Below are 22,017 nucleotides of genomic sequence, written 5' to 3' on the forward strand. Positions count from 1 at the left end.
CAAAAGGAATTGCTTCATGACCCAGTCAGCAAGCCGACCAGGCACGAGGTCAATCAATAAATTGGCATTGACAATGTGCACGCTGTTGAGTTCTCAAGGACCAGACGCACTCCCCGCTCGACCCATCACAGGTTCCGCCAGAGAGGCATTCGTCTTGTACAACATCCTGGGCGCACAACCAGAGGTCGTGGTTCCGAGGAGTTGGTTGCCTGAGCGGGGGCCCCGTCCGGACTGCATCTCCAGGTGTTCAACCCGGTGATCGTCTCGGCCGTTCCGTTCTCCGCCTCAGCGGCAACGAGTGATTACTTTACGCAGAGGTGAACGGCAGCGCCAAGCCGGGCCACATCCCGGGCGTGTCGCCATCTACGCCGCGGCTGGGCACTGCCCCGAGAACGACGAACGGCCCGCTCCCCACCTGGGGGAACGGGCCGTTCGGCAGCGCTGTCAGTGCCGGGCGATGACGGGGTTCTTGAGCGAACCGATGCCGGAGATGGTGACCTCGACGATCTCGCCGTCGCGGATCTGTCCGACACCCGCCGGGGTCCCGGTCAGGATGACGTCACCGGGCAGCAGGGTCCAGATCGAGGACACGAACTCGACGAGCGACGGGATGTCGTGCACCATCTCGTTCGTCGAGGCAGCCTGCCGGAGGTCACCGTCGACGCGGGTCTCGATGCGGATGTCCGACGGGTCGATCTCGGTCTCGATCACGGGGCCGAGCGGGCAGAAGGTGTCGAACCCCTTCGCCCGGGTCCACTGACCGTCGCGCGCCTGCAGGTCACGGGCGGTCACGTCGTTGGCGATCGTGTAGCCGAGGATGACGCTCGCGAAGTCCTCACGCCGGACGTTCTTCGCGAGTGAACCGATCACGATGGCGAGTTCGCCCTCGTGGTCGACGCGTCCGATGTCGGCGGGGAGGCGGATGGGTTCGTCCGGACCGATCACCGAGGTGTTCGGCTTGAGGAACACCACCGGGTCGTCGCCGGCGCGCTCGTCCATCTCCGAGGCGTGCTCCGAGTAGTTGAGCCCGACGCCGATGACCTTCGAGCGCGGGATGACGGGGGCGAGGAGCTTGGCGTCGGCGAGTGCCACGCGCTCCCCCGTGGTCTCGAACCCCTGGTACATCGGGTCTCCCGCGAGCACCACCAGAGCGCGCTCGTCGAGGATGCCGTACCGGGGGTCTTCACCCTTGCTGCTGAACCGTGCGATCTTCACCGTTCGACCCTACCCACGCCCGCCGGTCGATCAGGACGCGTCGGTCAGCTTGGTCATCCACCCGTGCGGGTCGGGACGACGGCCGTACTGGATGTCGGTGAGCTCGTCGCGCAGGGACATCGTGAGCTCCCCCGCCCCGACGGTCGGCGAACCGATCGTGAAGCCGTCGCCCCGGAGCTCGGCGATCGGGGTCACCACGGCGGCGGTGCCGCACGCGAAGGCCTCGGTGATCGAGCCGTCGGAGACGCCGTCACGCCACTCGTCGAGGGTCACCCGGCGCTTCTCGACGGTCAGGCCGCGGTCCTCGGCCAGCTGCAGGATCGAGTCACGCGTGATCCCTTCGAGGATCGAGTCGGAGTCGGGCGTGACGAGGGTGCCGTCGGACTTGACCAGGACGACGTTCATGCCGCCGAGCTCTTCGAGGTACTTGCCCTCCACCGAGTCGAGGAACATCACCTGCTGGCAGCCGTGCTCGTAGGCCTCTTGCTGGGGCAGCAGCGACGAGGCGTAGTTGCCGCCGGTCTTCGCCGCACCGGTCCCGCCCTTGCCGGCACGGGCGTACTGCGTCGACAGCCAGATCGACACCGGCTTCGGGCCCGAGGTGAAGTACGCACCGGCCGGGCTCGCGATGCAGTGGTACGCGACGGCCTGTGCCGCCCGGACACCGAGGAACGACTCCGTCGCGATCATGAACGGCCGCAGGTACAGGCTGGTCTCGGGCGCCGAGGGCACCCAGTCGACGTCGGTCTGCACCAACTGCCGGATCGACTCGACGAACGCCTCGACCGGGAGCTCCGGCAGAGCGAGCCGTCGCGCGGACCGCTGGAATCGCCGGGCGTTGGCGTCCGGTCGGAACGACCACACCGAACCGTCCGCGTGCCGGTAGGCCTTGAGCCCCTCGAAGATCTCCTGGGCGTAGTGCAGGACACTCGCGCTCGGGTCGAGGGACAGCGGCCCGTAGGGGTGGATCGACGCGCTGTGCCAGCCGTCGTCGAGCGTCCACTCGACCGTCGCCATGTGGTCGGTGAAGTGCTTGCCGAAGCCCGGGTCGGCGAGGATCTGCTCGCGCTCGGCGGCCGCGCGACGATCGGCGGACGGGGTGCTGGCGAACTCGAGTCCGAAGGCGGTGTCGGTGCTCATGGGGAGGACTCCTTCTCAGGCGGTGGTGGTGCGTGCCGTGGCCGCGGCGGCGATCGCGTCGCCGATCTCGGCCGTGCGACGCGGCGCGGTGCCCCGGTCGGCGAGGTCGGACTCCACCGCAGCCGTCACCGCGGCCGCCAGGTCACCGCGACCGATGTGGTCGAGCAACAGGGCGACGGAACGGATCGCGGCGGTGGGGTCGGCCAGCTGCTGACCTGCGATGTCCGGCGCGGAACCGTGGACCGGCTCGAACATGCTGGGGAAGGTGCCGTCCGGGTTGATGTTGCCCGAGGCCGCCAGACCGATGCCGCCGCTGATCGCGCCGGCCAGGTCGGTGATGATGTCGCCGAACAGGTTGTCGGTGACGATGACGTCGAACCGTGCGGGGTCGCGCACCATGTGGATGGTGACCGCGTCCACGTGCTGGTAGTCGACCGTGACGTCCGGGTACTCGGCGCCGACGGCCGCGACGGTGCGCTGCCAGAGGGCTCCAGCGTGCACCAGGACGTTGCTCTTGTGCACGAGGGTCAGGTGGCGACGCGGGCGTCGGTCCGCCAGCGCGAAGGCGTACCGCACGACCCGCTCGACACCGAAGGCGGTGTTCAACGAGACCTCGGTCGCGATCTCGTGCGGGGTACCGGTCCGGATGGCACCGCCGTTGCCGACGTAGGGCCCTTCGGTACCTTCGCGCACGACCACGAAGTCGACCTCGCCGGGGTCGGCGAGCGGTGTCGGGACGGCCGGGTGCACCGTCGTCGGCCGGAGGTTCACGTAGTGGTCGAACGCGAAGCGGAGCTTGAGGAGCAGCCCGCGCTCGATGATGCCCCCCGCGAGCCGCGGGTCACGCGGGTCACCGCCGACCGCTCCGAGCAGGATCGCGTCGTGCTGCGCGATCGCTGCCATGTCGTCGTCGGTCAGGATGTCGCCGGTCTCCAGGTACCGTGCGGCGCCGAGGGAGAACGGGGTCTCATGCACCACGAGGTCGTCTGGCAGGACCGCGTGCAGGACCTTCAGGGCCTCGTCGACGACCTCGGGGCCGATGCCGTCACCACGGATGACCGCGAGTCGGATCGTCTGCGCGCTGCTCATGTCCGCCACTCTCCTAGAGCGTGATGTCGATCTCGCGGAGCGAGGACGCGTCGATCGCCGAGCGGACGTGCTCGAGGATCTCGGCCGGCACGGGCGAGTCGACCGTCAGGACGCTCAGCGCCTGGCCACCGGCGGCTTCGCGCGAGATCTGCATCGCGGCGATGTTGATGCCGGCCTGGCCGAACTCCTTGCCGTAGACCGCGACGATGCCCGGTCGGTCGGTGTACTCCATGACGACGTGGTGCCGGTCGAGCGGCACCTCGACGTCGTGCCCGTTGATCTCGACGAGCTTCTCGACCTGCTTCGGGCCGGTGAGCGTGCCGGACACGCTGATCGCCGGGCCGTCGGACTGGGCACCGCGGATCGTCAGCACGTTGCGGTACTCGGGGCTGTCGGTCTCGGTGATGAGGCGGACGGTGACCCCGCGCTGCTCGGCGATGAGCGGGGCGTTGACGTACGAGACCTGGTCGCTCACGACGTCGGTGAAGACGCCCTTGAGCGCCGCGAGCTTCAGCACGCTGACGTCGTACTCGGCGAGCTCGCCGTGCACCTCGACGTCGATGCTCGTGACCGGCGAGGTCGCCAGGGCGGTGAAGACCTGGCCGAGCTTCTCGACGAGCGGGATGCCGGGGCGCACGTACGGGTCGATGACCCCGCCGGCCACGTTCACCGCGTCGGGCACGAGCTCGCCGCCGAGGGCGAGACGGACCGACTTGGCGACCGAGACGCCTGCTTTCTCCTGCGCTTCGTCGGTGGAGGCACCGAGGTGCGGCGTCACGACGACGTTCGGGAGTGCCAGGAGCGGTGAGTCCTTCGGGGGCTCGGCGACGAAGACATCGAGGCCGGCGCCGGCGATGGTGTTCGCCGTGAGTGCACGGTGCAGGGCGTCCTCGTCGATCAGGCCGCCGCGGGCCACGTTCACGACGAACGCGGTCGGCTTCATCAGGGCGAACTGGGCGTCCGAGATCATGCCGAGGGTCTCCGGCGTCCTCGGCATGTGGATCGTGGTGAAGTCCGCTCGGCGCAGCAGGTCGTCGAGGGAGACGAGCTCGACCCCGAGCTGCTGCGCACGTGCCGTGGTGACGTACGGGTCGTACGCGATGACCGTCACGCCGAAGGCTTGCAGCCGCTGGGTGATGAGCGCGCCGATGCGGCCGAGGCCGATGATGCCGACGGTCTTCTCGTAGAGCTCCACACCGGTGTACGACGAGCGCTTCCACGCACCGGCGGCCAGCGAGGCGTGGGCGGCCGGGATGTGCCGCGCGAGCGACAGGATGTGCCCGACCGTGAGCTCCGCCGCCGAGATGATGTTCGAGGTCGGGGCGTTCACCACCATCACGCCGGCGGTCGTCGCGGCCTTGATGTCGACGTTGTCGAGGCCGACGCCGGCACGGGCGACGACCTTCAGGCTCGGTGCCGCGGCGATCGCCTCGGCGTCGATCTTGGTGGCGGACCGCACGAGGACGGCGTGCGCGTCGGACAGCGCCGCCAGGAGCGCCGGACGGTCGGTGCCGTCCACGTTCCGGATCTCGAAGTCGGGCCCGAGGGCGTCGACCGTTGCGGGCGAGAGTTCTTCGGCGATCAGGACGACCGGCTTCGACACAGCAGCTGTTTCCTCACTCGAGACGGTTGGTATCCCACCATGCTATCGACGCGGGCCGGTGGTTACGACCGCGGGAGCGGTCCTGTGGAGAACCACACGACGGCCGGGAGGCGCGGGGCGGGGCCGCACCGTGCCTCCTGGCCGTGGGCGGGTCACGTCAGAAGTCCAGCAGCGTCGGGACGAACAGCTGGAGGTCGAGCCAGAGGGCGCCGGCACCCGCGAACGCGACCACGAACACCGCGATCGTGACGGGCAGGCTCGCGCGCCGGGTGATGACGATCGCCGCGACGAACGCGACCGGCGCGATGAGGATGTCGAGCACGAGCCACAGCCACGGGGTGCTGGTCTGCAGCGAGTCGCCACCCGAGGTCGTCTGGAGGAACGCGTTGAAGGCGTCCACCCGCTGGTTGATCTGCGTCAGGTTGCCGACGGCCTGCACCGTCATGTAGGCGAACAGCGCCGCGAACACGACCCAGACCACGATCTTCGCGACCACGGGGGCACTGTTCCGGCGGGTCGTCGCCGGCACTGCCCCGGTCACCCGAAGCTCCGCGTCAGGAGGAACGGCCAGGGGAAGAGCACGACGGCGCCGAGGAGCATCCAGAGCAGGCGGGTCCGGGTGCGGCTGCTGCGCGCTGCCCAGAGCACCACCGTGAACCAGAGTGCCGGCGCGAGGATCGCGAGGAAGCGGAGCACCTCGACGAAGAGCGTGAGGACGGTGTCGACGCCGGAGACGTACGCGGTCGACGCGGTCAGGAGCCAGGCCACCGTGTAGAGCAGGTAGAGGCCACCGAAGACGCCGAACCCGACGAGCGCGCCGGAGGTCTCGGGTGCTTCGGGGTCACGGGCTCCGCGGTCGCGCACCGCCACCGGGTTGTGCGCCGCGTCGACGTGGGTGGCGTCGTCCGCGTCACCCCAGCTGAGGGCGGCGTCGTCGGTGTCGACGGCGTTCGGCACGTCCGGGTCGATCGACCCGTCTGGTGGGGATGCTGCCGTGGTCATGCCCCGATTCTACGAGGGACACGACCCCGGGGAGACCAGCGACGGCCGGGAGGTCGACGTCAGACGTCGGCCGGCTGCGTCGCGAGGACCTCGGCGACGACGTCGCGGACGGCAGGGAAGAGCGGGTGGCTCTCCATCAGGCCCGTGAGGATCTCGGTGAGCGCGTGCGCGGTCGCCCCGGAGCGCAGGAGCGCGTGCAGCTCGATCGACTCCGGGTCGTTCTCGTCATCGAACGCGAGCGCCGCGCGGACCGCACCGAGCAGGTGTTCGACGGGCAGGCCGCGCTCGGCGAGCTGTGACGCCGGGCCGACGAAGCGTTCACGACGGCCGAGTTTGCGGAGCGGGTTGCGGCCGACGCGTGCCGTGGAGTCCGGCAGGTGCGGGTTCGCGATGCGGGAGAGGTTCGCGGCGACGTAGCGCGCGTGGTCCTCGGGGTCGAAGCCGTGCTTCGCGATCAGCAGTGCGGTGGTCTCGGCGAGCACCCCGTCGACCTCGGCGCGAACGGCGTCGTCCTCGAGTGCTTCGCGGATGAGCCGGATGCCCCGCACGTAGCCGTGGTAGGCGGCGGTGGCGTGCGCCGTGTTGACCGTGTAGAGCTTCCGCTCGACGAAGGGCTGCAGGTCGTCGACCCAGGTGACGCCCTCGATCGTCGGCGGTTCGGCGTCGGAGCCGAGGAACGGGGTGCGCTCGATGACCCACTCGTAGAACGGTTCGAGCACGACGTCGAGGCCGCCGGACTGCCCGAGCACACCGGACTGGTCCGGGACGATGCGGTCGATCGCGCAGTTCGCGAAGACGGCGGCGATGTCGCGGTCTTCGAGGATGGGGGCGCGGCGGATGCTGGCGTGCAGGGAGTCGGTCGCGTTGAACGCGTTCTCGCAGGCCACGATCGTGACGTCACCGCGCTCGAGCGGACGTGCCGCGAGCCCTTCGGCGATGAGCGGCGCGACGAGCGGGAGCGTGCGTGCGCCCACGGCGGTGGTCACCACGTCGGCCTCGGCGATGGCCTGCACCACACGCTCGCGGTCGGTCTTGCTGCTGAGCGCACGGAACCCGTAGACGAGGTGCTCGACCGGCATCTCGCCGACCTCGTGCACCACGAACCGGCCGGCTTCGTTCAGCGCCGAGACCACGCGTTCGTCGACGTCGACGAAGGTGAGCTCGTAGCCGCTCGCCACGAGGAACTGGCCCACGAACCCACGCCCGATCTTGCCGGCGCCGATGTGGACCGCTCGCTTCGTCACCGCCATCGAACGATCATCCCATGCTGGTCGGGGCGGTCCTGACCGCGGGTGCGCAGCACGGCCGACGGGTGTCGGGAATCGTCCGCGCGCACGGCGGAGGGACGCCGGTCCGCGGCGTCGGGGCTGGAGAAGAGCTGCTGCATAACGTTCGGGTCACATCGCGAGGCGGCGGTGCAGGTGCACCGCCGCCTCGTCATCGAGTGGTTCTCGGAAGACTACCGCGCGGCCGAGCCGTCCACGTAGTCGCCGTCGTTCTGCTTCCACGCGAAGAGAGCGCGAAGCTCACGGCCGGTGGCCTCGATCGGGTGGCCCTCACCCTTGGCACGGAGCGCCTTGAACTCCGGAGCGCCGGCGTCCTGGTCCTCGATGAAGCGCTTCGCGAAGGCACCGTTCTGGATGTCCGCGAGCACCGCCTTCATGTTCTCCTTGACGTCCGGCGAGATCACGCGCGGGCCGGAGACGTAGTCACCGAACTCGGCGGTGTCGGAGATCGACCAGCGCTGCTTGGTGAGGCCGCCCTCCCAGATGAGGTCGACGATGAGCTTGAGCTCGTGCAGGACCTCGAAGTAGGCGATCTGCGGCTGGTAGCCCGCCTCGACCAGGGTCTCGAAGCCGTACTGGATGAGCTGCGAGGTGCCACCGCAGAGGACGGCCTGCTCGCCGAACAGGTCGGTCTCGGTCTCCTCGGTGAAGGTCGTCTTGATGCCGCCGGAGCGGAGGCCACCGATGGCCTTGGAGTACGACCACGCGAGGTCCCAGGCGGAACCGGACGCGTCGACCTCGACGGCGACGATCACGGGGACGCCACGGCCGGCCTCGTACTCGCGGCGGACGGTGTGCCCCGGGCCCTTCGGCGCGACGAGCGACACGTCGACGCCCTCGGGCGCCTCGATGTAGCCGAAGCGGATGTTGAAGCCGTGGCCGAAGACGAGCGTCGCGCCCGGCTTGAGGTTCGGGCGGATGTCCTCGGCGTAGACGATGCGCTGGACCTGGTCCGGCGCGAGGATGACGACGACGTCGGCCCAGGCGGTGGCGTCGCCCGGGGTGTGGACCTCGAAGCCCGCCTCTTCGGCCTTCTGCCGGCTCTTCGAGCCCTCCTGCAGGCCGATCTTCACCTCGACACCCGAGTCACGGAGGTTGAGGGCGTGGGCGTGGCCCTGCGAGCCGTAGCCGATGACGGCGACCTTCTTGCCCTGGATGAGCGTCAGGTCGGCGTCGGCGTCGTACACGATGTCAGTCACGAGGGTGTGTCTCCTTGGTTCTGTGGTCTGTGCCGGGCACCATCGGCGCCCGGGAAGGGTGTGACGGGCGCTCAGCGCACCCGGTCGGTGATGCTCTTCGGTCCGCGGCCCATGCCGAGGAGGCCCGCGCGGGCGAGCTCCTTGACGCCGTAGGGCTCGAGCACGCGGAGGATCGCCTGGATCTTGCCGGGGTCGCCGGTCACCTCGACGATCAGGGAGTCGGTCGCCACGTCGACGACCTGGGCACGGAACAGGTTCACTGCTTCGAGCACCGCCGAGCGCGTCTGGTTGTCGACGCGCACCTTCACGAGCATGTGCTCGCGCTGGACCGACTGCGAGAAGTCCAGTTCGACGATCTTGATGACGTTCACCAGCTTGTTGAGCTGCTTCGTCACCTGTTCCAGCGGGAGGTCCTCGACGTCGACGACGACCGTGATCCGGCTGAGGCCGTCCACCTCGGTGTTGCCGACGGCGAGCGACTCGATGTTGAACCCGCGCCGGGCGAAGAGTCCGGCGACACGGGTCAGCAGACCGGGCTTGTCCTCCACGAGGAGGGAGAGGACGTGGCTCATGCGGTTTCTCCCGTCATGTCGGCGTCCTCGTCGTCCCAGGTGGGCGCGAGTGCCTGGGCGTACTCGATGGAGGAGTTGCTGACGCCCTGCGGGACCATCGGCCAGACCATCGAGTCACGGCTCACGACGAAGTCGATCACCACCGGGCGGTCGTTGGTCGCCAGGGCGAGCTCGATCGCGGCGTCGACCTCGTCGGCCTTCTCGACGCGGATGCCGAGCGCACCGTAGGCGTCGGCCAGCTTCACGAAGTCCGGGACGCGGCGCGAGGCGTGCCCCGTCTCGAGGTCGGTGAAGGAGTGCCGGCCGTCGTAGAACAGCGTCTGCCACTGCCGGACCATGCCGAGCGACGAGTTGTTGATGATCGCGACCTTGATCGGGATGTCGTTGATGACGCAGGTCGCGAGCTCCTGGTTCGTCATCTGGAAGCAGCCGTCGCCGTCGATCGCCCAAACCACGCGGTCCGGCTGCGCGACCTTCGCACCCATCGCCGCGGGGACCGAGTAGCCCATGGTGCCGGCTCCACCGGAGTTGAGCCAGGCGTTGGGCCGCTCGTACTTGATGAACTGCGCGGACCACATCTGGTGCTGGCCGACACCGGAGGCGTAGACGGCCTCGGGACCGGAGAGCTCACCGATGCGTTTGATGATGCCCTGCGGCGCGAGGAGTCCGTCGGTCGGCTCGGCGTACCCGAGCGGGAAGTCGGTCTTGAGCTGGTGGAGCTTCGCCCACCACTCGTCGGTCGACGCGCGGTCCTCGACGGCGATGCCGCCCCAGGCGTCGAGCAGGTCGACCAGGACCTCGCGGGCGTCACCGACGATCGGGACGTCGGCGAAGCGGATCTTCGAGATCTCGGCCGGGTCGATGTCGACGTGGACGACCTTGGCGTCCGGCGCGAACTCGTCGGCCTTGCCGGTCACCCGGTCGTCGAAGCGGGCACCGAGGGCGACGATGAGGTCGCTGTCCTGCAGGCCGAGCACCGCGGGCACCGTGCCGTGCATGCCGGGCATGCCGAGGTGCTGCGGGTGCGAGTCCGGGAACGCGCCGCGCGCCATCAGGGTCGTGACGACCGGCGCACCGGTCGCCTCGGCGAAGCGGAGCAGCTCCGCGGTCGCGCGGGAGCGGATGACCCCGCCGCCGACGTAGAGCACCGGGCGCTTCGACTCGGACAGCAGCTGCGCGGCCGCGGTGATCTGCTTGCCGTGCGCCTTGGTCACCGGGCGGTAACCGGGCAGGTCGATCTTGGGCGGCCACACGTACGGCGCCGACTTCTGCTGGGCGTCCTTCGTGATGTCCACCAGCACGGGACCGGGCCGACCGGTCGTCGCGATGAGGTGCGCCGCGGCGAGGGTCGCCGGCACGTCGGCCGGGTCGGTCACCAGGAACGAGTGCTTCGTGATGGGCATCGTGATGCCGACGATGTCGGCTTCCTGGAACGCGTCGGTGCCCATCAGCGTCGAGAACACCTGACCGGTGATCGCGATGAACGGCACCGAGTCCATGTAGGCGTCGGCGATGGCCGTGACGAGGTTCGTCGCACCGGGGCCGGACGTCGCGATGGCGACCCCGACCTTGCCGGACGACGAGGCGTAGCCCTCGGCGGCGTGGCCGGCGCCCTGCTCGTGACGGACGAGGATGTGGCGGATCGTGGTCGACGCCATCAGCTCGTCGTAGAACGGGATGATCGCGCCGCCCGGCAGGCCGAAGACGTCGGTGATCCCGAGGTGCTCGAGCGTCCGGAGGACGGCTCCCGAGCCGGTCAGGATCTCCGGCGACCGGCGTGCACCGGCGGCCGCGGACAACGGAGTTGCTTCCGTGGGCATGAGTGGTCCTTGCCTGAGTGGTGGCGGTGGTGCGGGTGTCGGACGCTAGCCCGTGACCGCGCCCTGGGCGGCGGACTTGACGAGCTTGGCGTACTTCGCGAGGACTCCGCGGGTGTAGCGCGGGGGCAGCGGGGCCCAGCCGTCACGGCGGGCCTCCAGCTCGGCCGGGTCGACCAGTAGGTCGAGCGAGCGAGCCGCGATGTCGACACGGATGCGGTCGCCATCACGAACGAAAGCGACTGGACCTGCGTCCACTGCTTCCGGTGCGATGTGGCCGATGCACAGGCCGGTTGTGCCGCCTGAGAATCGACCGTCGGTCAAGAGTAGTACATCCTTGCCGAGGCCCGCGCCCTTGATGGCCGCGGTGATGGCGAGCATCTCGCGCATGCCCGGGCCGCCCTTGGGGCCCTCGTAGCGGATGACGACGACGTCGCCCTTCTCGATCTTGCCCTCGGTCAGGGCGTCCATCGCCGCACGTTCGCGGTCGAACACGCGGGCGGGGCCCTCGAAGACGGAGGCGTCGAAGCCCGCGGTCTTCACCACGGCGCCCTCGGGGGCGAAGGAGCCCTGCAGGACGGTCAGGCCACCGGTCTCGTGGATCGGGTTGTCGAGCGTGCGGAAGACCTCGCCGTCGAGTGCCGGCGGGTCGATCTCGGCCAGGTTCTCGGCGACGGTCTTGCCCGTCACGGTCATGCAGTCGCCGTGCAGCAGGCCCGCGTCGAGCAGCGCCTTCATGATCACCGGGATGCCGCCGTTGCGGTCGACGTCGACCATGACGTACTTGCCGAAGGGCTTCATGTCGGCCAGGTGCGGGACCTTGGAACCGATGCGGTTGAAGTCGTCCAGCGACAGCTCGACCTCGGCCTCGTAGGCGATCGCGAGCAGGTGCAGGATGACGTTGGTCGACCCTCCGAGCGCCATCGCGACGGCGATCGCGTTCTCGAAGGCTTCCTTGGTGAGGATCTGGCGGGCGGTGATGCCGTGCTCGAGCATGTTCACCACGGCCTCGCCGGAGCGGTGCGCGTAGTAGTCGCGGCGACGGTCGGCGCTCGGCGGGGCGGCGGAGCCCGGCAGCGACATGCCGAGGGCCTCGGCCACACTCGCCATCGTGTTGGCGGTGTACATGCCACCGCAGGCACCTTCACCCGGGACGATGGCGCACTCGATCTTCTTGAGCTCTTCCTCGCTCATGGTGCCGGCCTTGCAGGCACCGACGCCCTCGAAGGAGTCGATGATCGTGACTTCCTTCATCGTGCCGTCGGCCTGCTTCACGTAGCCCGGCATGACCGAACCCGCGTAGAGGAACACGCTCGCCAGGTCGAGTCGCGCGGCGGCCATCAGCATGCCGGGCAGCGACTTGTCACAGCCGGCGAGCAGGACGGTGCCGTCGAGGCGCTCGGCGTTGACGACGGTCTCGACGCTGTCCGCGATGACCTCACGCGAGACGAGGGAGAAGTGCATGCCCTCGTGGCCCATCGAGATGCCGTCCGAGACAGAGATGGTGCCGAACTGGAGCGGGTATCCACCACCGGAGTGCACGCCCTCCTTCGCACCCTGCGCGAGGCGGTCGAGCGAGAGGTTGCACGGCGTGATCTCGTTCCACGAGGACGCGATGCCGATCTGCGGCTTGCTCCAGTCCTCGTCTCCCATACCGACGGCCCGCAGCATGCCACGCGAGGTGGTTGCTTCGATCCCGTCGGTGACGACCCGGCTGCGCGGCTTGACGTCGATATCAGGCATGGGATGAGTCTAGGACGCTTTGGGATACCAGCCGTGCACCCCCGTGCATTCTCATGCTCCGGGCCCGCGATCAGCGGGTGGCGCGGAGCCTCGCCAGCTGCTTCAGGACCCCGGTCAGGGCCGCGGGGTCGGCGATGCGGTACCCGGCCCGGGTCTGGCCCGGCCCGACCTTCACCCCGACGTCGCCGTCGCCGAGCACGCGGAAGGCGTCCTCGTCGGTGACGTCGTCGCCGGCGAAGAACACCGCGTCGGCGCCGTGCAACTCGCGGAGCCGGGCGATCGCGTCGCCCTTCGTGACGTGGCGCACCGCGAACTCGACGATGTCCTTGCCACCGCGCTCGAGCACCTCGGGGTCGGCCTCGTGCGCCGCACGGCTCGCCGCCGCGTTCGCCTCGGCAGCGACCTCGGCGGAGACGCGGCGCGTGTGCACCCCGTGCCCCGCGGGCTTGTGCTCGATGACGACGCCCGGGAACCGTTCGCCGACCGCGTCGAGCGCGGCGCCGATCCGTGCCACTCGACCGACCTCGTCATCGGACAGCGCGGCCTCGTCGTGGCCGTCCACGCGCCACTCGACACCGTGCGAGCCGACGAGCGCCATGTCCTCGGGTGCGTGGGTCACCGCGGCCAGGCTGCCGAGCGGACGCCCGGACACGAGCACCACCTCGGTGTCCTTCGCACGGTGCAGGGTCAGGACCGCGGCCCACGAGCCGGGCAGCGCGCCGACCTGCGAGGGGTCGTCGGCGAAGGGGGCCAGCGTGCCGTCGAAGTCGAGGGCGACGATCAGTCGCGGCGCAGCCGCGAGCGTCTCGAGGGCCGCGTCGATGGCGGTCTGGTCGGTGGTGGTCTCAGTCATCACGTGCCTCCCGGGTGTCCTCGGCAGCCCTGGCGGACTGGGCGTCCTGGTCGAAGATCGACATGTTGTCGGTCTGCGCCTCACGGTGCTGCTCACGCGGGTCGGCGGCGGACGGGTCGATCTGGGCGTTCCGCGGCGCGTGTCGGTCGAGCGCCTCGAGGAACGAGCGCGACCAGCGCGCCACGTCGTTGTCACGGACGCGCTTGCGGAGCGCGCGCATGCGCGTCGACCGCTCGCGACGCGGCATCTGGATGGCGCGCTCGATCGAGTCCTTGAGCGCCCCGATGTCGTGCGGGTTCACGATCACGGCCTGCTTGAGCTCGTCGGCGGCACCGGCGAACTCGGACAGGATGAGCACCCCGTCGTTGTCGAAGCGGGCGGCGACGTACTCCTTCGCGACCAGGTTCATGCCGTCGCGCAGTGCGGTGACGAGCATGATGTCGGCGGCCAGGTACAGCGCCACCATCTCCTCGCGCGGGTAGCCGTGGTGCAGGTACGAGATCGGCTGGTGGCCGATGACGCCGAGGTCGCCGTTGATGCGGCCGACGCTCAGCTCGATCTCGTCGCGGAGCGCCGCGTAGGAGTCGACACGCTCGCGACTCGGGCTCGCGACCTGGATGAGGGTCGCGTCCTCGACCGCGATCCGGCCGTCCTCCACCAGCTCGCCGAAGGCCTTGATGCGGTGGCGGATGCCCTTGGTGTAGTCGAGCCGGTCGACACCGAGCAGCACCGTCTTCGGGTTGCCGAGGCTCTCGCGGATCTCGCGTGCACGCTCCTGCACCTCGGGCTTGCGGGCGATCGCCTCGAAGCTCTCGGCGTCGATGGAGATCGGGAAGTGCCTGGCCTCGACGTGCCGGACCGTGATGCCCTTGCGGCTGCGCGGGGCTGCCGGGTCGTCCACCGGGACGTCGATCGTGGTGCCCTTGGTCGTGTAGCCCTTGATGTGCCGCACCGCACGCAGGAAGTCGCTGGCGTCGTCGTGGCGCTGGAAGCCGATGACGTCGGCGCCGAGCAGCCCGTCGAGGATCTGCGCACGCCACGGCAGCTGCGCGTAGATGCCGACCGGCGGGAACGGGATGTGGTTGAAGAAGCCGATCGTCAGGTCGGGACGCTTCGCACGGAGCAGGGCCGGCACGAGCTGCAGCTGGTAGTCCTGCACCCAGACGATGCCGTCCTGCTCGACGATCTCGGCGATCTGCGTGGCGAAGCGCTCGTTCACCCGCTTGTACGCGTTCCACCAGTCGCGGTGGTAGCTCGGGTGCTCGATGACGTCGTGGTACAGCGGCCAGAGCGTGTCGTTGCTGAAGCCCTCGTAGTACTCCTCGACGTCGTCGTCGGAGAGCGGGACGGGGACGATGTGGATGCCCTCGTTGTCGAACGGTGCGACCTCGACCTCGGCCTGCCCCACCCAGCCGACCCAGGCTCCGTCGTTCGCGCGCATCACGGGTTCGAGGGCGGTGACGAGGCCGCCCGGCGAGTGCCGCCAGCCCTCGTTGCCGTCCTGGTCGACGACGCGGTCCACCGGGAGACGGTTGGAGGCGACAACGAACGAGTAGCGGGTCTGTTCGGTGCGGTCTGCAGGCATGGGGTGGTGTGATCTCCGTTCCGCCCGGCCGGGGCCGGGTGCGTCGGTGCGTCGTGCGTCGGGTGCGACGGGTGCGACGGCCGGCGTGGTGCGCCGGGCGCGCTGCCGAAGTTACCAGCGTGGGGACAGCGCATTCACGGCGGATCGGCGGTTCCGCTACGCTGCAGGCACGTGTCGGGGGGACACGGGTGCTGGAGTGCGGCGCCGGCCTCCCGGTCGGAGAGGACCCCCAGCCGTGAGCGAGAACCCGCCCAACCAGCCCGTCCCGCCGTCGCAGCCTGGTCCCGGCCAGTCCGGTTCCGGCCAGCCCGTCCCGCCGTCGCAGCCAGGCCCCGGCCAGTCCGGTTCCGGCCAGCCCGTCCCGCCGTCGCAGCCAGGCCCCGGCCAGTCCGGTTCCGGCCAGCCCGTCCCGCCGTCGCAACCCGCCTGGCAGCAGCAGCCTGGAGGCCCGCAGCAGTGGTCGGGTCAGCCCGCCCCCGCCGCGCAGCCGTCCGATGCGTTCGGTCGCTTCCTGCGCTCCGTGTCCGGTCGCGACTGGCTGGCGGCCGTGCTCGCCGCCGTCGGCGGCTGGGTCGCGGCGTACGTCGTCGCCGGACTCTCACTGCTCATCACCGTGGGCCTGCTCGCATCCGGCGGCAGCGGTTCGGCCGCTCCGTCCACCGGGTCCGGCACCGACCTCGGCGCGGGCTCGGCCCCCGACGTGGAGTCCCTGCTCTCCGGCGTGAGCGTGCTGCTCGGTGCGCCGGCGCAGCTCGTGGCCCTCGCCGACCTCGGCCGTCTGCACCTGTCCGGGTCCATCGGGTTCCTCGGGTCCGGTTCGGGCTCGCTCGCCGTGGTGCCCGCGCTGGTGCTCACCGCGCAGGTCGTCCTGGCCGTCGTGCTCACCCGCCGGATCCGCACGCGAGGCCTCGGTCGCATGCAGGTGCTCGTCACCGCGGTGGTCTCCGGCCTCGTGACCACCGTGCTCACGAACGTCGCGGCCGCCCTGTTCGCGATCCGGTTCCCGTCGGTGTCCGGCGCGGTCATCGAGCCGGTGCACGCCGTCGGTGTCGGCAGCATCCTCGGCGCGTTCGTCATCGGTGCCCTGGCCGCGCTCCTCGCCCGGCCCTCCGTCCTCGCTGGTGGCAACGTCTTCGCCGCCCGCCTGCTCGGCACACTGCGTGTCGCCGCGTCGCAGCTCACGGTCCTCGTCGTGCTGGTCGCCCTCGTCGTCCTCGTCGTCGCCGTCATCGCCCAGCCCTCCTTCGGCTCCGCGTTGCCGCTGCTGCTCGGCAACGTCGCGGTCGGGCTGACCGCGCTCGGGTTCTTCGGTGGTGTGGGGACCTCCGGCTTCGGGTCCGCCAGCGACACCGCCTCGGTGTTCGGCGGGGCCGGCGGCTGGACCTGGCTGGTCGTGCTGTTCGTCGTCGTCACCTCGGTCGCGGCCGGGCTCGCACTCGCCGTCCGCCGCAACGACCGGATCCGCACCACCCTCGACTGGGTCGTCACGCCGCTGGTGTGGTTCGCACTCGGTCTGCTGTTCTTCGTCCTCGGCACCGGCGTCGCCTCGTACCAGGTGAACAGCACGAGCTCCGTGGACGCATCGGGGTCGATCGGCGTCGCGCCGTGGACGCCGATCGTCTTCGCCCTGTGGGGCGGCGTGATCGAGGTCGTCGCCCGGTACCTCGCTCCGGTGCTCCTGCCCCGCCTCGGTGGTGCCGCGGTGCTCCGGACGTCGCGACTGGTCGGGGCGGACCCCCGCCCCGTCGTGCCGCAGGCGTTCCCGGCCGGGCCCGTCGCCGGTCCGGGTGCCCCCGTGGCACCCACCGCCCCCGTCGACCCGGCCGCTCCCGGTGCTCCCGCCGCGCCCGGCGCGCCTGTCGCCGCCGGCGCTCCGGCCGCCGCCGCGTGGAACACTCCCCCGGCCGCCGGCCAGCAGGCGCCGTACCCGCCGGCCGGGTCCGGCCAGGAGCCCGCGGACGGCCCGCAGTCGAACTCCGGCGCGCAGCCGTCGTACCGGTCGCAGCCGCCCTACGGCACGCAGCCCCCGTACGGCGCACAACCCGCCTACGGGTCGCAGCCGTTCATCGGCGGTGGTGCCCCCGCTCCGGCACCGATGTCCCCGCGGTCCAAGAAGATCCTGGTCCGTTCGCTCATCGCCGGCGGCGCCGTGATCGTCGTCGTCATCGCCGGCGCGGTCACGACGAGCGTCCTCCGCGCCAACGTGTGGGGTCCGGCCCCGACCGTCAAGTCCTACGTGCAGGCCATCGCAAGCGGTGACGCCGACACCGCCGCCGACCTGAGCGAGGTCCCCGACGACGCCGCGATGCTCGACTCGAAGGTACTCCGGAGCGCGAAGGACCGCCCGTCGGACATCCGCGTCGGCCGGGTCGCCCGGACCGGTGACACCGCGATCGCCACCCTGAGCTACACGCAGGACGGCAAGAACCGCTCCGGCCAGGTGTCGTTGCGGCGCACGGGCACCTCGTTCCTGGTGAAGGACGAGTGGCGTGTCACGCAGCCCCTCGCCCAGCAGGTCACCCTGACGGCATCCGACGTGCTCGAGGGTGCACCCGTGACCGTCGGCGGCAAGGAGATCGGGAAGATCAGCGAGGGCAAGTTCACGTCCCTCGCCTACCCCGGCACCTACCAGGTCTCGGTCGGCGGGACGAAGTACTTCACCGGCGGCACCGAGAAGGTCGCCGTGGGCGCGGCCACGTCCGGCTACGTCGACTTCGCACCGAAGGCGACCAAGGCACTCGAGCAGGACGCCGAGCGGTACGTGACCGACCTGATCGACGACTGCGCCGAGAAGACCGAGCTCCGGGCACTGAGCGGTTGCCCCTGGTACGGGCCCTACGACGCCGACGGCGGCGTGCAGTACGACGTCACGTCGAAGCCCGAGCTGCAGGTCGAGGCGTCCCGCGCCGGCACCGTGATGGTGACGAGCACGAAGGACGGGAGCGTCTCGTACAGCTACACCTCGTACCTCGGTGACGAGAAGCGCGGCGAGGATTCCTTCGATGTGAACCAGTACCTGAAGGTGGAGGACGGCAAGCTCGTCTCCGCCTACTGAGCAGGAGCCGACTGAGCAGGAGCCGACTGAGCGGCTCCGCAGCGCCGCGACGGCCGACCCGGGATCTCACGGGTCGGCCGTCTCAGTAGGCTGACGAGCATGGTCAGGACACGGGCGTGGTGCAGGGGCGACACGGTCGAGCGGGACTTCCCCGTCGACCGGATCTCCGACCTCGTCGCCGATCCGGACACGTTCGTCTGGATCGACTACACCGACCCGACGTCGGGCGACCTCGAGCAGATCGAGGAGGAGCTCGGCATCCACGCGCTCGCGGTCGAGGACGCCGTCGAGCACGGACAGCGGCCGAAGCTCGACCGGTACCGGGACAGTCTGTTCCTGGTCGTCTACGACGTGGGCGGCACGGACGACGAGGGCGACCTGATCACGCACGAGGTCAAGGCCTTCGTCACCGAACGGGCGCTCGTCACGATCCACGGGTCCGACGTCGACACCACCCCGATGGAGCACCGGCTCACCGCGAACTCCGACATCGCCGAACACGGCGTGCCCTGGCTCGTCTGGGCGCTGCTCGACGCCGTCGTCGACCGGGCCACCGACACCGTCGAGGACCTGGAGCGGCAGATCGACGCGCTCGAGGACGACCTGTTCGAGCCGGGCGACCCCCGTGAGCAGCAGATCCAGCGGCGGTCGTTCCGGCTCCGCAAGACCCTTGGGGTGCTCCGGCGGCTGGTCGTCCCGACGCGGGACAGCGTCGCCTCGTTGCTGCACGGTGACGCGGAGACGATCTCGAACGGCATCCGGCCGTACTTCCGCGACGTCGAGGACCACCTGGTCTCGATCGCCGACTCCGTCGAACAGCTCCGCGACGCGGTGTCGAGCGTGCTCGACACGACCCTGAACCTGGCGTCGAACCGGCAGAACACCGTCATGAAGAAGGTCACGAGCTGGGCGGCGATCATCGCGATCCCGACGGGGGTGACGAGCTTCTTCGGGCAGAACGTCGAGTTCCCGGGCGAGGGAGCCTGGAGCGGGCTCTGGGCGTCGCTCGCGATCATCACCGCGTCGTCGCTCGTGCTCTACCGCGTCTTCAAGACCCGCGACTGGCTCTGACCGCGCAGGGTTCCGGCACCCGAACGGTCCGAGGCCCCGCCGACGTCAGAGCGCGAGCGCCAGGACCCCGGCGACGACGGTGAGCGGCGCGACGACGCACCCGAGCGCCATGTACCGGCCCCACGACAGGTGGACGCCCTCGGCCGACAGCCGCGCATGCCACAGGAGCGTCGCGAGTGAGGCCCACGGGGTGATGAGACAGCCGGCGTTCACGCCGATGAGCAGGGCCGCGTACCGCACGGCCTCGTGCCCGGCGGCAGGTTCGAGCACCAGGTACGCCGGCAGGTTGTCGATGCCGTTCGCCGCCACCGCGCCCGCACCGCCGAGCAGCAGCAGCGGGCCGGTCCCGGTGCCGCCCTGCAGCGCGTGCACGATCGGGTCGGTGATGCCCGTCGTGTGCAGCGCCTCGACCACCACGAAGAGCCCGGCGGCGAACAACAGGGTCGACCACGGCACGCGGGACACCCGGAGTTCGGACGGGGACCGGAACGCCGCGACCACGACGAGCACCACGGCGGCCAGGACCGCAGCGATCCACACGGTCACCCCGGCCGTCAGGGCGACGACGAGCGCGACGAGCACGGCGGAGGCCGCCCAGAAGAACACGGGGTCGCTCGGCGTGCGGACGGACACCGGCGAGTAGCGGCCGAACAGCTTGCCCCGGAACACCACGAGCAGGACGACGCACGGCACGACCACCCCGGCGACCGCGGGCCAGGCCATCAGCCCGGCGAACGGCAGCGGGCCGCCGAGCCCCATCCGGTCGACGGCGAGCAGGTTCGTCAGGTTCGACACCGGCAGCAGCAGCGAGGCGGTGTTCGCGAGCCAGACCGTGGTCAGGGCGAACGGCATCGGGGGCAGTCCCACACGCCGTGCAAGCGAGATGACGATGGGGGTGAGGAGCACCGCGGTGGTGTCGATCGACAGGAAGACGGTGCAGAGCACGGCGAGCACGACGACCGCACCCCAGAGCCCGATGGTGCGTCCGCCACCGACCCGGGCGGCGACGTCGGCGAGGCGGTCGAACACTCCGGCGTCCGCGGCCAGCTCGGCGACGATGGTCAGTCCGAGCACGAACCCGAGGACCGGCAGGACCCGGTCGGCGAGCACGGCGAGGTCGTCGAGGGGCAGCAGCCCGAACACGACGCAGACCGCGCCGACCACGAGCAGGGCCGCTCCGATGACCGCTTGACGCACGAACACTCCTCCGGCAGACACCGCGGCAGGGTGACCGGCGGCGCTCCAATGTACGGGCCGGTAGCGTTGTCAGCACGACGACAGGAGGCCTCTGTGCGCAAGTTCATGTTCAACGGTGCGGTGTGGAGTTCGCTCATCAGCGGCTACAGCGTGCTGCAGACCACCCGCCAGGGACCGCGCGACTGGCGGCTCGCGCTGACCTGGGTCGCGTGGCTCGCCACGACGATCGTGGCGATCGGCACGGTCGTCGAGGACGACCGCGCGGTCAAGGCGCGCCAGTAGGACCAGACGCGGCAGGCGGTCGCAGACGCGACCGGACTGACGAACGGGAGGCACGGTGCCAGCTGGCACCGTGCCTCCCGTTCGTCGTCCTGGCCGTGCAGGGCACGCCGATCCCGTCACCGGGTCAGCGCTCGGACTCCGGGATGCCGGAGGTCTGGATCGGTCCGGTGAAGAGCGCACCGCGCTCGTCGTCGCCGAACAGCTGCGAGTCCCCCTCTGCCGGGCGTCCGCGTCGGCGCGGCGCCGTCGCGCTCGGCTCGGTGAGCTGCACCCGCTGCACCGGCAGGGCGTCCGGGTGGGTGCGCTGGATCCACTCGACCATCTCCTCGCGGACGTAGCAGCGGAGGTCGAACAGGCCACCGGCGTCGGGTGCCGTCACGAGGATGCGGACCCGGACGAGTCCCCCGACGGCGTCCGTGACCTGGAGCACCTTGACCCGGCGGTCCCAGATCGTCGAGGTGTCGAGGATCCGGTCGAGCTCCGCCCGCATGTCGGCCGGGCTCACCCGCCAGTCGAGGTCGAACTCCACGGCGCCGAGCAGTTCGCTGCCGGTCCGCGTCCAGTTCTCGAACGGCGTGCTCGTGAAGTACGTCGACGGCAGCACGAACCGACGGTCGTCCCACAGGTGCACGACGACGTAGGTCAGGGTGATCTCCTCGATCCGGCCCCACTGCTGCTCGACCACGACGACGTCGTCCACCCGGATCGACCCGGAGAACGCCAGCTGCATGCCGGCGAACACGTTGCCGAGCGTGGACTGCGCGGCGAGGCCCGCGACCACGGAGATGAGGCCGGCGCTGGCGAGCACGCTCGCACCGGCCGCCTCGACCCCGTCGAAGGTCAGCAGGATCGCGCCGACCGCGATGATGACGAGCACGGCGACGGTGAGCCGCCGGATGATGAGCACCTGGGTGCGGATGCGACGCGCCTGCCGGTTGTCGGGCACGTCGATGCGGAAGCGGTGCAGCCCGAGGTCCTCGAGGAAGATCGCGACCTGGCACGCCAGCCAACAACCGGTCGCGATCGTGACGATGAGGAAGGCGTGCGCGACCTCGTCGCGCCACGGGTAGGCGTCGGCGTTCCGCGGGATGCTCGATGTGAACGCGATCCAGAGCAGGACCACCAGCAGCACGGTGCGGAACGGGTGCTTCGTCCGTCGCGAGAGCACGCCGGCCCAGCGTTCCCGGCGCGCGATCGCCCGGAGGACCAGGTGCAGGACGAGGGCGACGACGGCGGTGACGAGCAGGGCGAACCCGATCGCGACGAGGAGTCGGAGGAGGATGTCCATCCCTCCATGCAAGCAACCGA

The 22,017-nt window shown here is 70.3% G+C and carries 18 protein-coding genes; 3 read left to right on the forward strand and 15 right to left on the reverse strand.

The genetic code is table 11. The features are described 5' to 3' along the window. Positions 1-444: 444 nt before the first annotated feature. The 13 genes from DEJ00_RS00005 to otsA all read right to left on the reverse strand — a co-directional run bounded on the left by DEJ00_RS00005 (position 445) and on the right by otsA (position 15,104). Positions 445-1,215 (reverse strand): fumarylacetoacetate hydrolase family protein, encoded by a 771-nt coding sequence (locus DEJ00_RS00005; RefSeq protein WP_027466538.1) that lies wholly within the window; start codon positions 1,213-1,215, stop codon positions 445-447. Between the two features lie 30 nt (positions 1,216-1,245). Continuing rightward, positions 1,246-2,355 (reverse strand): branched-chain amino acid aminotransferase, encoded by a 1,110-nt coding sequence (locus DEJ00_RS00010; RefSeq protein WP_111056055.1) that lies wholly within the window; start codon positions 2,353-2,355, stop codon positions 1,246-1,248. Between the two features lie 15 nt (positions 2,356-2,370). Continuing rightward, positions 2,371-3,444 (reverse strand): 3-isopropylmalate dehydrogenase, encoded by a 1,074-nt coding sequence (locus DEJ00_RS00015; protein WP_111056056.1) that lies wholly within the window; start codon positions 3,442-3,444, stop codon positions 2,371-2,373. A gap of 13 nt (positions 3,445-3,457) precedes the next feature. Further along, positions 3,458-5,047: a phosphoglycerate dehydrogenase gene (serA, locus tag DEJ00_RS00020; protein ID WP_027466535.1), complete on the reverse strand. Its 1,590-nt coding sequence runs from the start codon at positions 5,045-5,047 to the stop codon at positions 3,458-3,460. A gap of 157 nt (positions 5,048-5,204) precedes the next feature. Then, positions 5,205-5,543, reverse strand: coding sequence for a hypothetical protein (locus DEJ00_RS00025; RefSeq protein ID WP_027466534.1), 339 nt, complete (start codon positions 5,541-5,543; stop codon positions 5,205-5,207). A 41-nt stretch (positions 5,544-5,584) separates the two neighbouring features. Further along, entirely contained in the window at positions 5,585-6,049 is a 465-nt protein-coding gene (locus DEJ00_RS00030; RefSeq protein ID WP_027466533.1) for a hypothetical protein, read from the reverse strand. A 59-nt stretch (positions 6,050-6,108) separates the two neighbouring features. Beyond that, a complete protein-coding gene (locus DEJ00_RS00035) occupies positions 6,109-7,299 on the reverse strand; it encodes a mannitol-1-phosphate 5-dehydrogenase (RefSeq protein ID WP_111056057.1) in 1,191 nt (396 codons plus the stop codon). Between the two features lie 209 nt (positions 7,300-7,508). Continuing rightward, a complete protein-coding gene (ilvC, locus tag DEJ00_RS00045; protein WP_027466530.1) occupies positions 7,509-8,534 on the reverse strand; it encodes a ketol-acid reductoisomerase in 1,026 nt (341 codons plus the stop codon). 71 nt (positions 8,535-8,605) lie between these two features. Beyond that, positions 8,606-9,106, reverse strand: coding sequence for an acetolactate synthase small subunit (ilvN, locus tag DEJ00_RS00050; RefSeq protein WP_017888842.1), 501 nt, complete (start codon positions 9,104-9,106; stop codon positions 8,606-8,608). Further along, the gene (locus DEJ00_RS00055; RefSeq protein WP_027466529.1) at positions 9,103-10,926 is read right to left on the reverse strand and encodes an acetolactate synthase large subunit; all 1,824 of its coding nucleotides are present in this window, start codon (positions 10,924-10,926) and stop codon (positions 9,103-9,105) included. The genes ilvN and DEJ00_RS00055 overlap by 4 nt, the downstream gene beginning before the upstream one ends. A 45-nt stretch (positions 10,927-10,971) precedes the next feature. Next, a complete protein-coding gene (gene ilvD, locus DEJ00_RS00060) occupies positions 10,972-12,666 on the reverse strand; it encodes a dihydroxy-acid dehydratase (RefSeq protein WP_071405815.1) in 1,695 nt (564 codons plus the stop codon). A gap of 70 nt (positions 12,667-12,736) precedes the next feature. Then, positions 12,737-13,519 (reverse strand): trehalose-phosphatase, encoded by a 783-nt coding sequence (gene otsB, locus DEJ00_RS00065; protein WP_027466527.1) that lies wholly within the window; start codon positions 13,517-13,519, stop codon positions 12,737-12,739. Next, positions 13,512-15,104, reverse strand: coding sequence for an alpha,alpha-trehalose-phosphate synthase (UDP-forming) (gene otsA / locus DEJ00_RS00070; RefSeq protein WP_071246399.1), 1,593 nt, complete (start codon positions 15,102-15,104; stop codon positions 13,512-13,514). The genes otsB and otsA overlap by 8 nt, the downstream gene beginning before the upstream one ends. A 235-nt stretch (positions 15,105-15,339) precedes the next feature. Between otsA and DEJ00_RS00075 the strand changes: the two genes are divergently transcribed. Then, complete coding sequence (locus DEJ00_RS00075; RefSeq protein ID WP_146247835.1) at positions 15,340-18,159, forward strand: hypothetical protein; 2,820 nt, start codon at positions 15,340-15,342, stop codon at positions 18,157-18,159. Positions 18,160-18,258: 99 nt separating this feature from the next. Next, positions 18,259-19,230, forward strand: coding sequence for a magnesium transporter CorA family protein (locus DEJ00_RS00080; protein ID WP_111056059.1), 972 nt, complete (start codon positions 18,259-18,261; stop codon positions 19,228-19,230). Between the two features lie 45 nt (positions 19,231-19,275). Here the strand turns inward: DEJ00_RS00080 and DEJ00_RS00085 are convergent, their stop codons facing one another. After that, entirely contained in the window at positions 19,276-20,427 is a 1,152-nt protein-coding gene (locus tag DEJ00_RS00085) for an SLC13 family permease (RefSeq protein ID WP_111056266.1), read from the reverse strand. 93 nt (positions 20,428-20,520) lie between these two features. On the opposite strand from DEJ00_RS00085, the gene DEJ00_RS00090 reads away from it, so the two are divergent. Next, on the forward strand, positions 20,521-20,709 hold the full coding sequence (locus tag DEJ00_RS00090; protein WP_027466522.1) for a hypothetical protein: 189 nt from the start codon (positions 20,521-20,523) through the stop codon (positions 20,707-20,709). A gap of 124 nt (positions 20,710-20,833) precedes the next feature. Here DEJ00_RS00090 and DEJ00_RS00095 read toward each other — a convergent pair whose 3' ends face one another. Next, positions 20,834-21,997 carry a mechanosensitive ion channel family protein gene (locus DEJ00_RS00095; RefSeq protein WP_035808876.1) on the reverse strand — a complete coding sequence of 388 codons (1,164 nt, stop codon included), beginning with the start codon at positions 21,995-21,997 and terminating at the stop codon, positions 20,834-20,836. Positions 21,998-22,017 lie beyond the last annotated feature (20 nt).

This window comes from Curtobacterium sp. MCLR17_039, assembly GCF_003234745.1.
Lineage (GTDB): Bacteria > Actinomycetota > Actinomycetes > Actinomycetales > Microbacteriaceae > Curtobacterium > Curtobacterium flaccumfaciens.